The sequence below is a fragment of the Mucilaginibacter endophyticus genome (assembly GCF_003351025.1).
Classification (GTDB): domain Bacteria; phylum Bacteroidota; class Bacteroidia; order Sphingobacteriales; family Sphingobacteriaceae; genus Mucilaginibacter; species Mucilaginibacter endophyticus.
Genome location: NZ_QPCG01000001.1, coordinates 1455662 through 1468722, shown reverse-complemented (window position 1 = coordinate 1468722; position 13061 = coordinate 1455662). Strand labels below are relative to the sequence as shown.

The window sequence follows — 13061 nt, the reverse complement described above, 5'->3', positions numbered from 1 at the left end:
TTGGGCTTAGTGTCGTTTTTTGCTTTTAGATGACCGGCCTGAACCTTGCCTTGCCGCTTTCGAGCCATATTTAGCTTTATCCTTATTGGCATCAAACTTTTTACGCTGGTTGAGCGATTTTTTTTCGTGGAAAGCTCCTTTAAAAGTCGGATCTTCCTTGCGTTTTTGCAGATCTATCTCCCGGGCCTGATCCTGACGTTCCTCATAAGGGGTTTCCTCTATAAACACATCATCGGGGATATTATCAACAGGGATAGTTTGCTTGATAAGTTTTTCAATTTTGCGGATATAATACTCTTCAGATGGCGTAGCGAAAGTAATAGCCTCGCCGGACTGCAGCGCACGGCCTGTGCGACCGATCCGGTGTACGTAATCTTCATAAACCACAGGTACATCGAAATTGATCACATGGCTTACATCGCTCACATCAATACCGCGTGAGGCCACATCAGTAGCCACCAATATCTTCACATCATCATTTTTAAACGAGTTGATAGAGTTGATACGTGTATTTTGTCCCTTATTGGCATGAAGGACTTTCACCTCTTCTTCGCCAAACTTGCGGGTCAGGAATTTAAAAACATCTTCGGCTACCGCACGGGTTTTACAAAAAACGATAAGCTTGGTAATATCACCTTCGTTATCGAGTAATCTTTTGAGCAGATTTATTTTGGTTTTGATATTGGGCACGTGGTACAAGTGCTGGTTAACCGTTTGTGCGGGAGTAGCCTGCGGGGTAACCTCAATAACCGTCGGGAACTCCAGGAAGTTAGCCGAAAGCTGGTGTACCTTCTCGCTCATTGTAGCCGAGAAAAGTAGGTTTTGTCTTTTTACCGGTACCACTTCCAGTATACGGTTTATCTGGGGCATAAAGCCCATATCCATCATCTTATCGGCTTCGTCAAGCACCAATACCTGCAAAGGCCTGGTCATGATATGCCCGGCAAGGTAAATATCCATAAACCTGCCCGGCGTAGCCACAATGATATCAACACCTTTTTTTATCTGCTCAATTTGAGTTTTAGGCCCGATACCTCCGTACAATAAAACAACCCGCAGATCGGTATAAGTTGCAAATGCCTTGATATTTTCTTCAATCTGCATGGCCAGCTCACGGGTTGGCGAAATGATAAGCGCACGGGCATGTTCGCCCTGGGCGTATTTCAACCTCATGAGAATAGGCAATACATAGGCAGCCGTTTTTCCGGTGCCTGTTTGTGCTATGCCCATTACATCCTGCCCGTTCATTATCGGCGGAATAGCCTTTTGCTGTATAGGCGTAGCTTCGGTATAACCGGCGTCGGCTATCGCGTTTAAAATTTGCCGGTTAAATTTAAAATCTTCAAAGGTTACTGCCATGCCGCAAAGATAGGCTTTTTGTTGAAGTAGGAACAATGCCCGGAAAACACGGCGATGTCAGGATTTTTTGGAAAACAAGATGGCAGGAATCAAGAAACAGGATGATTGTGTAAGCGTGGCAGTGATCTGGAGTCAGGGATCAAGAATAAATAAAACCATGTCATTGCGAGCGAAGCGTGGCAACCGCATGCTATATAGAGTCGCTTTGCTTCCGTGCGATTGCTTCGTTCCTCGCAATGACATGGTTTTACCTACCTGCTTGTATTAAGCATTATAAACCGCCGCAAATTCCTTTGCAAAATCGTGCAAACTTACTTTACCCTTAGCAGCCGGCTTGTGCTTATCATAATCTTCCCAGATTTTCGCGCTCCTTACGGCGGTACCCATTTCAACAAAGTTGCGGGTCATTTCGGGTGGAACGCCTGCTTGCTGCAAGCCTTCTGCAAGCTGCTCGTCGGTAAATTCAACCCATGGTAAATTGGGGTTACCAATGGCTTCACCTAAAACAGCTGCCGCGTTACCAGGAGTCGACTCATCGCTTACAATGTAGCGAACGCTTTTGCCGGTGAAATCCTGCTGCAGTTCTTCGGCCACTGCTGCGGCAATATCTTTGGGATGTACCATGATCAGTCTTGCATCTGCCGGGTAATTTGAGCCGATGATACCCTGATGTTTAATAAGCGGAATGTTGCTGTAGAAGTTGATATAAAAGAATGGGGCGCGAATAAATTTGATGGCGACACCATCTACTTCACTCAAAATACCTTCCACATCATGGATCCCTTTTATAGGGCCAACGCCACTATCTAAATGCGCTCCGATGCTGCTTAACGCGACAACTTTTTTTATACCCGAACGCCTGATGGCTTCGGCATAACTTTTACCGGTTTCATTTTGGTATGCTCTTAAACTTTCGGCAATGAAACTTGGTGGCACCATGGCGTAAAGCGTGTCGGCACCTGTAAAGGTTTCAGCCAAAAAATCGGTATCGGCCAGTGAACCAATGGCTGCTGTAGCTCCCAGCGCTTCGATGTCTGCCACTTTATCGGCACTACTGCTAATTACTGTTACGTTATGCCCTGCGGCAATTAAAGTTTGTGTTAAGGGTTTGCTTATATTTCCTGTTGAACCTGTTACTATAATTTTCATAATGTGTTTTGTTTTTATTGAAAGCAAAGGTATTTTTGTACTTACTTTTTTACAAGTACTTACCCTAAAGTATGTATCATCATGACTGCGATAAAAGAAAGCTCGACCATACAGGAAAACAAACAAAATGCCTTTAAGGAATGCCCGGTAACTTATGTGATGGAGCGGATAGGCGGTTATTGGAAACCGATCATTTTATTTCATTTGCTCACCGGTAGTAAACGCTACAGCGAATTAAAAAAATCAATCCCGACCATTACCGAAAAAATGCTGATCCAGCACCTGAAACAACTGGAAGCCGATGGCCTGCTGATACGGGAAGCCAAGCCGGTTGTACCTCCTTACGTAACCTACCGCCTCAGTGAAACAGGCATGGGTTTAAGGCCGGTGATGTACGCTATGTCTAAATGGGCGGTTGAGGATAGTGAGGTGAGCGGCAACCCCATTTACAGGAGCCTGGGAGAGTTCCCAAGCGAAGAAACTTTTGCTGAAATGTAATTGATGTTTTAAGCCGAAACTTACGAAGTTTTAAAAACTTCGTAAGTTTGACCTACTGAAAAATAAATCCGAAATCGAAATTCCCAAATCCGAAATCCATAATATGTCTACAATCTTAATAAAAGCAGCCACTATAGTAAACGAACATAAACAATACGTTGCCGATGTATTAATTAAAGATGGCTTGATAGATCGAATCGACTCAGTGATCGATCAGCAAGCCGACGAAGTGATCAACGCCGAAGGCTTGCATTTGCTTCCTGGTTGCATAGACGACCAGGTACATTTTCGTGAGCCGGGCCTGACTTACAAAGCCGATATTTATACCGAATCTCGCGCTGCTGTAGCAGGTGGTATTACTTCATTTATGGAGATGCCAAACACAGTTCCAAACACGTTAACCCAGGAACTTTTGGAGGATAAATACCAGATCGCCTCGCGAAATTCGCTGGCCAATTATTCGTTTTTCATGGGTGCATCCAACAACAATTTAGATGAGGTTTTGCGCACCGATACCAGCAATGTTTGCGGCATCAAAGTGTTTATGGGATCATCTACCGGGAACATGCTTGTTGACGATCCGAACACGCTCGAAAAACTGTTTGCGCAGTCGCCAATGTTGATCGCCACGCATTGCGAAGATGAGGCAACAATTAAGAGTAATCTTGCGCATTACAAACAACTGCTTGGTGAAAATATTCCTGTGCGTTTGCATCCAAAAATCAGGAGCGCCGAAGCTTGTTACTTGTCATCATCAATGGCTATTGAGCTGGCAAAAAAACACAACACGCGCCTGCATATTTTACATATCTCAACCGAGCGCGAGACGCATCTTTTTGACAACACAATTCCATTAAAAGATAAACGTATTACCGCCGAAGCCTGCATCCACCACCTATGGTTTACCGATGCCGATTATGACACAAAAGGCAATTACATTAAATGGAACCCGGCAGTAAAAACAGAGGCGGACCGTGATGGAATTTTGCGGGCCGTACTTGACGGAAGGATTGACGTTATTGCTACCGATCATGCTCCGCATACTATTGAGGAAAAAGAGCAGCCTTACCTACAGGCACCCTCTGGCGGGCCACTGGTTCAGCATGCTTTACCGGCCATGCTTGAGCTATATCATCATGGCAAAATAAGCCTTGAACAGATAGTAGAGAAAATGGCACACAACGTGGCCACGCTTTTCCAAATTGAAAAACGCGGCTTTATCCGTGAAGGCTACTGGGCCGACCTGGTACTGGTTGACCTGAACAAACCATGGAACGTAAATAAGAACAATATCCTGTATAAATGTAACTGGAGCCCGTTTGAAGGCAATACATTCCGTTCGCAGGTGGCCTATACATTGATATCAGGAAATCTTGCTTACGCTAACGGAAGCCTTATTGAAGATAAACCCGGTAAACGATTGACTTTTAACAGATAATCTCTTTTATGATCTATGGCTAAAAAAGGGTTACAGAAAATTCTGTAACCCTTTTTTAGCCAATTGGCATAAGTCATCTCTGCACCAGAAATGCCACCAATAACGTGAATGGCAATATCAATTCACCCCAACAAACACTTCAACCTCTGCATTCGAAGGATCTTTTGACCTATCGCCATAAACGTCAAAATCGGCCATATACCGTCTGTCGATATCGCTTGTCCAGATCTGATGCCAGGTTTCGCCTACAGCCTGTGGCAGCGCGCCTTTAGCTACATACCGGTTGTAACTTCCGGGAGGAACCGTTATGCAAATCAAGCCTTCAGGAATATTATCTTTTGTGGCAACCCTGCAACCGAGTACTGTGGTATAAAAGCCATCCTTGTCACTTTCATAATCGGTGTAAACACAATAAATCTCATCACTGAGGCGATTTACTACCTGCTGCAAAACATGTTCACTCATAAACCAGTTCCAAAGCCCACTAATGTCTTTCATCGCCTGCCCGTTCTGATTTGTGGTACGCACCGAAATCCCGACTAAAAAGAAGCCTTTTATTGTTGCTTTATCCATAAATGGAGTCATTACTATTTATTATATCTATTTATAATTAATTTTTAGTCAAATAATTATAGTAATTATATAAACTATCTATTTAACTTTACAAACTACTCTATCAACTTCCTCAATTCTTCGAAAAGCCCTGTCCAGTTTTGTTCAGAATGTGCTTTAGCTTCTTCGTTTTTCACGTTATCCTGGGTAACCGTCAGCTCTGTTTCGCCGTTATTTTCGGTAAGGTTATAAGTGATGTTGGCGTAGTTTTCAGGCTTATCTTCGGTATCGCTCATGCTGCTCCAGTAACTATATTTCACAAAGGCGCCCGGGTCAATATCAAGTATCGTTCCGTGGTCTTCGTACTTGTGTCCATTCCATTCGCCGCTGAATTTAATGGGCTCCCCTACCCTCCAGCTCGTTTCCAGATTGGTACCAAAAAAATATTCCTTTACCATGGCCGGATCTGTTAATCCCTGCCAAACTTTGTCGATAGGTGCTTTAAATTTCACCTGCACATTTACTGTTAGTTTTTCCATAATGTAGCTTTATTTAATAGTGGTTTATCTTCGATTATCATCTGCTCTTTTATCTTCTCAAAATCCGCGCCGGGAACTTCAAAAAATCCAAACCTGAAGTTATAGCCCCAGGCTTTTTTATTGGTGATAAAATCGAGTTCATCAATCATTGGGGCGATGGGAGCCTCGGCACATTCGTAGTAATTTACGTTGCGGCGATATGGGGTAAAGTCAATGGCCATTTGTTTTTGGTAGATATCCTCATCCCTCACCTGGCCAATGGCTGTAAACGCCTGCAGAGGCTCATCGCCGTTCATTTTTTGCTTAGGCGAATACACCGCTACCCAGTCACCAACCGCCATACGTTTTAGCGGTGCAAGCTTGCCGTGATTGGCCTGGATAAATCCTCCGGAAATACCGCGGCTTATGTGATCTTTTGATACAACAACTATCCAATGTTTCATAAGTGTATGGTTTAAATTACCAGCAAAAACATAACCAATACAGGTCCCGTCCTTGCTATTATGAAACAAAGTAACAGCGCCCTGGTGACAGCCTTATGTCAGCAGGAAAAAAAGAATGAAAATTATTTTATTTTTTGGGCTATAGTCGAGGTGATTTCGCGCACACGTTGCAGCAGGGTATCAGGTTTGATGATCTCCGCACGATCGCCAAAGGTCATATACCAACGGGCAAAACCTTCTAACGAAATAGTCAAAAAGGTCATTTCAATTTTGTTGCCGATAGTTTTTTCAGATACAAAACCACCGTAGTATTTTTGATGGTCAAGATAACTGTGAATTTCTTTATCAACTTTTATCACCACCTGCTCAAGTTGTTTTTCGCAGGCCATTTTATCAATGTAATCCTTTAAGGTAGGGTGTTTGCTATTGACGTAACTTTTTTCGGTAACCAACAGTTTTTTGATACGGTCTATCCTGAAGTCGCGATAGTCATTACGCAGGCGGCAATAAGCTATCAGGTGCCAGAAACTATCCAGGAAAAAAACACCTACCGGTTCAACTTCGCGCTTGGTATTTTCCTGTGAGTGGGCAGCGAAGTAATCAATACACATGATCTTTTTGCAAACTATGCAATCTAAAATAGTTTGGATGTGATCAATATTTCCGGCCCGCTTCTGGCTATGGCTTTTCAAAACTTCAATACTGCCGTCAAGGTTTTCCAATGCATCTTTTTCTGACGATTTCAGAATAGCCCGAACCTTATACATGGCAGATTGATATTGCGCCATAGTAGATGTATCGGTAAGCTTTTCAACAAACTTTTCGGCGGTTAAAAACGCGGTGGCTTCCTCGCGGGTAAACATAACCGGGGGCAGGCGGTAACCATCCATTATGGAGTAACCAACACCGGCTTCACCTATAATGGGGATCCCTGCTTCCTCAAGTGTTTTGATATCGCGATAAACCGTGCGAAGACTTATATCGAACCTTTCGGCTATATCACCGGCCTTTACTACCCGGCGTGATTGTAATTGGATCAAAATAGCTGATATTCGGTCGATGCGATTCATGGCGTCCAAATTAAATAAAAAACAATTTACCTTTGATCAATATTTATCTACAATATGGCTGCTGAACCCGAAGAAAAGATCATAACATTTGAAACCTATTACGATGTGATGTTAGCGCACATCATTCGTACCAAACTGGAGGGCTATGGCATCCCCTGCTTTATCGCTGATGAAAATACCATAGGTTCAAATCCGCTTTACAACCAGGCGGTGGGTGGCATTAAACTAAAAATATTTGAGCGCGACTTGGAACGCTGCCGTGAAATTTTAGCTGCAGAAGGCGATCTGCATGACCAGGACCATATAGAAATTGATGACGAAACGCTTAATGCCGTGATCTGCCCATACTGCGGCTCAACCAACGTACGCTATGGTTCCGCAACCGAAAAACGGGTTCACTGGCTAACAGCCATCATATCATTTTTGATGATGATATTCCCCTTTTACAGCCGCAAGGCCTGGCATTGTTTTAACTGCCAGCGCGATTTTGAATAACGCTTTTAAAGCCGGAAGTCATAAGTCGAAAGTCTTTAGTCAAGAGCCTTCATCTTTTATAATGATATAATCTCGACTTAGAACTAAAGACTTTCGACTTAAGACTTACCACTCGGGACTTAAGTCTGTTTTTTATATATTAGCGCTATGTACAACCGCCGTAAGTTCATCAAATTATCGGCTGCAGGTGCTTCACTTGCAGCGCTTTCTCAATCTGCCATAGCAAAAACTGTCATATCCAAACCCGAGGGCGGTTATCCTATCGTTATCTCCACCTGGGATTTTGGTATCATTGCCAATAAAGGGGCATGGAAAGTATTATCAACAGGAGGCCGCGCGCTCGACGCCATTGAAGCCGGAGCACGCATCCCCGAATCAGAAGACATTACCAACCATACCGTAGGCAGAACAGGTTTACCAGACCGCGACGGGCACGTTACCCTCGACTCATGTATTATGGACGAGTTTGGGAACTGTGGCTCGGTGGCTGCCATGGAAGATATCGCCCACCCTATTTCTGTAGCCCGATTGGTGATGGAAAAAACCCCTCACGTAATGCTGGTTGGCGAAGGCGCAACCCAGTTTGCTGTTGAGCAGGGCATGAAAAAAGAAAAACTTTTAACTCCGGAATCTGAAAAGATCTGGAAAGAATGGCTTAAAAAAGCTCAATACAGCCCCGTAATGAATATCGAAAATGGTGGCAAGCCGGGCAACAAATACAACCACGATACTATTGGTATGCTGGCTATTGATGCCAAAGGCAATATATCCGGCGGCTGCACTACCAGTGGCATGGCCTTTAAACTACATGGCCGCGTTGGCGACAGCCCTATTATTGGTGCTGGTTTATATGTAGATAATGAAGTTGGCGGCGCTACATCAACCGGTGTTGGTGAAGAAGTGATCCGTAATGTGGGCAGCTTTTTAGTAGTAGAACTGATGCGTCAGGGCTTATCACCTGAGGATGCATGTAAGGAAGCTGTAAACCGCATTATCCGCAAAAAACCCGAGATCGCTAAGAAAATCCAGGTAGGCTTTTTGGCTATCAACAAAAAAGGCGAATATGGTGCTTACGCTATACAAAGCGGTTTTTCATACGCCGTTTGCAATGCACAACAACAAGACCTGTTAATACCAGGAAAGAGTTATTATAAATAAGTTCACAGATCATAGTTAATGGTTCATTGTCGAAAGAATTTTAAAGAATAGATTTTGCTATGATCTATCGGCTATGAACCCAACAATGAACTAAAAATAAAAGAGAAACATGCAACCCGTATCGCTCGAAGTTTGTGCTAATTCGGTAACATCGGCCCTGGCGGCCCAGGAGGGAGGCGCTGTACGTGTTGAACTTTGTGAAAATTTAAAGGAAGGCGGTACCACCCCTTCTCACGGCACCATATTAATGGCCCGTAGTCTGCTCCATATTAAGCTATATGTGCTTATTCGTCCCCGTGGAGGTGATTTCTTGTACAATGATATGGAGTATCAGCTCATGATGGCCGATATCAGGTATTGTATTGATGCCGGATGCGACGGCGTTGTGATCGGTATACTTAATGAAGATGGCACCATTGATATAGAACGCTGCACCGAAATGGTGCGCCTTGCCCGGCAATGGGGACTTGGCGTAACCTTTCATCGCGCTTTTGACATGTGCGCCGATCAGCATAAAGCCCTTGAGGAAATTATTGAAATGGGCTGCGAACGTGTCCTTACATCAGGAGGTAAAAGTACAGCTATTGAAGGTGCAAGCAACTTAAACCGACTTGTTGAACAAGCCGGAGACCGGATCAGCATTATGCCCGGTAGTGGCGTAAGTGAAGCCAACGTAGCCGATCTGATCCATTTTACCGGCGCGAAAGAAGTTCATTCATCTGCTCGTATCAAGGTACCCAGCAAAATGAAATTTCATAACGATCATATTATGATGAGTGCCGAAGCAGGCGATGAATATAGCATTGATGTTACCGGCGTTGACCGGGTTAAGGAATTGATAAGACTGGCGAACGGTTAAGCTATTTAGATAAATATAGCGCTAATATAAGAATCGTCATTGCGAGGCACGAAGCAATCCCAAACTATATAGAGCGACTCTGCAAATAGGGGATTGCTTCGTGCCTCGCAATGACGATTCTTTTTGATACCTATTAAAAAAACGTCACCGGCAGCACTAATTCAATCCTGTTGCGTCCGGTACCGCCAAAAAAATCCTCATCCAACAACCTGCTGTACCTGATACCAAATGTGATGCTGTTTTGATTAAAGAATTTGGTATCGAAATATAGCGTCCCTCCTGCCGAGCGGAAATTTTGCTTAAAGCTGCTGCCATCGGTAAAAAAGTTAGCGGCATTAGCATGGGTATAATCAAAAAACAAGGCCGCACGCAGTCGTAACAGGTAAAAAAGGTTACCAAAACCGGCATCAGGATAAGCTATCGGCAAGTGGTAGGTTACCCCTACCTTATTCATATTGTCGAGATTTTCGGCAGTATACCCCTTAGAGAAAGGGAAATCATTAGAGAAACTGATCACATTATCTTTTCCCTTTTGCTGATGGGCCAGGCTGATCACGAAGTTGTGGTTCACAAATAAACCGGGGAAATAAAAGCTTCCTGTAGCTAACAACTGTGTTGCGCCGGAGCCTGATACTGCCGATTTATAGTTAACGCCAATGCTTTGCGCAAACCGGGGATAGATGTTTTTTTGCGCCTGCTGAGTTTGATTACTGAAACTGATATAGTTATTCAGATAGCTGTACGACCTATCAGAAAACCTGTTTTTGTATGCCTGCTGAAAGTTTATGCTGTTAAAATACAAATCACTGCCAAAGGTCAGGCTGGTTATACGCTTGCCCTCGCTAAAGTTTAAGGGTACACGCAAACCGCCATGCACAGCGGTTTCGTTCCAGTAAACATACTGTCCTTTATAAAAACTTCGCCTATCAAGCGTGTAGTCTGCTCCGGCAGAAACATAAGGGAACAATGCCCCGTAAATCGCATCGAAGCCAAATTGCTTATATCCTTCATTGGTGTTATAATCAAAAGACAACTCGGATTGAAACGTATTCAAGACGTTTTCGCCTGTGATAGCGAACGAATAATTAGGGTCGCTGATGTTAGGGATAATGCTGTGAAAGTTAAACAAACCATGCGCTTTTGAATAATTGGTAACCGGCAATGGTTTATTAACAATACCTGCAACCAGGTTGGCCGCTGAGTCTTTTTTCAGCGCTGTGATACCCAGATCGGGCAAGTAACGTGCATAATCACCTCCGGCGGCTATCCATTTCAGATCTTTTTTATTAGCCTGATTTATTTGATACCCATCGGCAGTAAAGCCAACCCAGGCCAGTTTACCATCACTTACCACCGGTTGATAATAGCCTAATCCCGTATAATTACCGGTAGGCAGCATCTCGAAAATGCTTCTATCATTAAGCATCATCGCAAACAGCCTGTCGTTTTTACCATCAGTCTGGGTAAAGTACAGCGTATCTTTTTTTATGGCGATAAAGCCTATCGGGCGGAAACTTAGCAGAGTTATATAAGCTGTCTTACCCGTAGCGATCTCTGTTAGCGCTATCCCCATTTTTCCTTCCTTATCGCGGGCCGCCGAGATCAGTTTATCGTCGCCATAAAACTTTGGATAAGTATAAAATAGCCCCAGAGGGTTCGGAATTTCTGTTTGTACTTTCCCAGCGGTATCTAAAATATGAAGCTGGCTTTTACCAGATGGATCAACCTGCACAGCAACTATACGTTTATCATCAGCGCTGAAAGCAGGCGAAAAGTATTTTGCTTTTGAGGTGATACGATGCTCCTGACCTGTTTGCGCATCAAGCAGCATCAGCTCACTATAATTTCGATAGCCCCAGCGCAAATCGGGCCGGTACGATGCATAAATTATTTTACCGTTGTTATAATCAAAATAGCTATCCAACGAATAAGAACGGGTGCTGAGTTTTACTTCCTTATTACCGGTTTTTATAACGAAAGCAGGCAAATGATCATAGGTACTTTCGGCATAAATAATTGTACTATCGTTCACAAATGCCGGGTACTGCCTGTTGGCATCAAAATGCCTTTTGCGTTCGGCAGCGGGTTGGGTATCATCTTCAGCAAATTGCTGCTTAAAATAGCTGAACCCATTATTTGAGAAAGATTGGAAACTCTCGCCGGTATATTTTTTTACCGCCCATTGAAAAGGATAAAACCCTCCTCGATAAGCTGCAGCATCGTGTGTCACGTTCTTCCACAATTCGCTGCCATATTTTTCGCGACCGTACGCCACCATCATATAGCCAAGCGGATAATGATCGGGTACATAATCGCGGTACGAGCCATTGCGGAGTTTCATATAACTGTAGTTTTTGCCGGCAGCCCATAGCGCACGATAGCCGGTGAAGAAATAAGGTAGCCTTCCCCTGCCCTGCTCGCTCACCAGGGTTTCATTAAATACTGCGTCACCTTCAAAAAACCAGTTAGGTACAGATAGATCGTTACCAAGCGCCTGCCCTCCCTCGCCAAAAATTATGCGGAGAAAGCGCGAAAGACCTACATTAAAATTATTGTATTGCTGCACATGCCTGTACTCATGAATGGCCAGTTGCTGCGGCCATGGCAAACTGCCTATTTCAAAGCTGTTTTGATCGGGCGTTAAAAAAAACTCGCTCCTAAAAGGGGCTAGGCCCACATAACCATTGGCAACGGTAGTTTGATTTTGCAGCACAATGCTGATTTGCTTTTGTTTAGAGCCAATTGTTGGCCTTACCAGGCCATTAATTTGCTGAACGATATTTGCCACCCTTAACCCTGCTGAATCCAACCCTGCCGGAAATATTACCCTGGCCGGTGGTGTGTTTACCTGTTTCCACTTTATTGATGGCGGGTTGCCACCAAACACCTGCGCCTTTGATAGTGTAGCAGAAAATAACAGGGCAGGAAGTATTAATTTTTGAAGTGTTTTATAACCGGCAAACAGATGATTCATTGAGGGTGAAAGTAAGTACAAATTGCTACTTAAACAACAAAGCACTTACACAACGATTATTAATTAAAACTGGTATAAAACAAAAAACACCCGTCAGGCAGACGGGTGCAAGACAAGGTTAAGGTTTAGGTTTTAAATATGTTTCAATGTTACATCGGCAACGTTAGCAGCCTGTTATAAGCAATGGCATTTTGTATGCGTACATTTTAACCAACATCTAAATGTCGCTATTAAAAAACATTGCCGCAATCCGTGAAAACACGGTATTTTATATGGGTGTATTAACGGTAAAACGATTTTAAAAGCTAACAGGAGGCCGTTTGCCTGCACTTTTGATTCCTGAAAACTTAAGTCTTTCTTTTTTTTGTCAAAAAACAATCACTACGTTTTATTGCCGAAACAATATATTAGTAGTCCCATGAACATTGTACAGAAATTGAGACTGCGCGGATTCATCCTGATACTTTTTAGTATCGGAATTGCATACATAGGCGCAGAACATCACTTCGCCACAAAGCAACCGGGAC

The 13061-nt window shown here is 43.6% G+C and carries 12 protein-coding genes; 5 read left to right on the top strand and 7 right to left on the bottom strand.

All coding sequences use genetic code 11. The features are described 5' to 3' along the window. Positions 1-6: 6 nt before the first annotated feature. Together DUL71_RS05905 and DUL71_RS05900 are read right to left on the bottom strand one after the other, a co-directional pair. Positions 7-1359: a DEAD/DEAH box helicase gene (locus DUL71_RS05905; RefSeq protein WP_114937165.1), complete on the bottom strand. Its 1353-nt coding sequence runs from the start codon at positions 1357-1359 to the stop codon at positions 7-9. Positions 1360-1623: 264 nt separating this feature from the next. Then, positions 1624-2508 carry an NmrA family NAD(P)-binding protein gene (locus tag DUL71_RS05900; protein WP_114937164.1) on the bottom strand — a complete coding sequence of 295 codons (885 nt, stop codon included), beginning with the start codon at positions 2506-2508 and terminating at the stop codon, positions 1624-1626. An 81-nt stretch (positions 2509-2589) separates the two neighbouring features. Here DUL71_RS05900 and DUL71_RS05895 point away from each other — a divergent pair, with 81 nt between their 5' ends. Continuing rightward, positions 2590-3006 (top strand): winged helix-turn-helix transcriptional regulator, encoded by a 417-nt coding sequence (locus tag DUL71_RS05895; RefSeq protein WP_112573652.1) that lies wholly within the window; start codon positions 2590-2592, stop codon positions 3004-3006. Positions 3007-3109: 103 nt separating this feature from the next. Continuing rightward, positions 3110-4444 carry a dihydroorotase gene (locus DUL71_RS05890; RefSeq protein ID WP_114937163.1) on the top strand — a complete coding sequence of 445 codons (1335 nt, stop codon included), beginning with the start codon at positions 3110-3112 and terminating at the stop codon, positions 4442-4444. 117 nt (positions 4445-4561) lie between these two features. On the opposite strand, the gene DUL71_RS05885 is transcribed toward DUL71_RS05890, so the two are convergent. The 4 genes from DUL71_RS05885 to DUL71_RS05870 form a co-directional block, all read right to left on the bottom strand. Beyond that, on the bottom strand, positions 4562-5017 hold the full coding sequence (locus DUL71_RS05885; RefSeq protein ID WP_112573656.1) for a GyrI-like domain-containing protein: 456 nt from the start codon (positions 5015-5017) through the stop codon (positions 4562-4564). Positions 5018-5112: 95 nt separating this feature from the next. Beyond that, positions 5113-5535, bottom strand: coding sequence for an SRPBCC family protein (locus DUL71_RS05880; RefSeq protein ID WP_114937162.1), 423 nt, complete (start codon positions 5533-5535; stop codon positions 5113-5115). Continuing rightward, the gene (locus DUL71_RS05875; RefSeq protein ID WP_114937161.1) at positions 5523-5978 is read right to left on the bottom strand and encodes an EVE domain-containing protein; all 456 of its coding nucleotides are present in this window, start codon (positions 5976-5978) and stop codon (positions 5523-5525) included. Before DUL71_RS05875 ends, DUL71_RS05880 begins: the two co-directional genes overlap by 13 nt. 122 nt (positions 5979-6100) lie before the next feature. Beyond that, positions 6101-7048, bottom strand: coding sequence for a helix-turn-helix transcriptional regulator (locus tag DUL71_RS05870; RefSeq protein ID WP_114937160.1), 948 nt, complete (start codon positions 7046-7048; stop codon positions 6101-6103). A 54-nt stretch (positions 7049-7102) separates the two neighbouring features. Between DUL71_RS05870 and DUL71_RS05865 the strand changes: the two genes are divergently transcribed. The 3 genes from DUL71_RS05865 (at position 7103) to DUL71_RS05855 (ending at position 9560) form a co-directional block, all read left to right on the top strand. Further along, positions 7103-7543: a putative signal transducing protein gene (locus tag DUL71_RS05865; RefSeq protein ID WP_112573664.1), complete on the top strand. Its 441-nt coding sequence runs from the start codon at positions 7103-7105 to the stop codon at positions 7541-7543. Between the two features lie 147 nt (positions 7544-7690). Further along, positions 7691-8701: a glycosylasparaginase gene (locus tag DUL71_RS05860; RefSeq protein ID WP_114937159.1), complete on the top strand. Its 1011-nt coding sequence runs from the start codon at positions 7691-7693 to the stop codon at positions 8699-8701. Between the two features lie 109 nt (positions 8702-8810). After that, positions 8811-9560: a copper homeostasis protein CutC gene (locus DUL71_RS05855; protein WP_114937158.1), complete on the top strand. Its 750-nt coding sequence runs from the start codon at positions 8811-8813 to the stop codon at positions 9558-9560. A 133-nt stretch (positions 9561-9693) separates the two neighbouring features. Here DUL71_RS05855 and DUL71_RS05850 read toward each other — a convergent pair whose 3' ends face one another. Next, positions 9694-12534 (bottom strand): TolB family protein, encoded by a 2841-nt coding sequence (locus DUL71_RS05850; RefSeq protein WP_114937157.1) that lies wholly within the window; start codon positions 12532-12534, stop codon positions 9694-9696. Between the last annotated feature and the right edge of the window lie 527 nt (positions 12535-13061).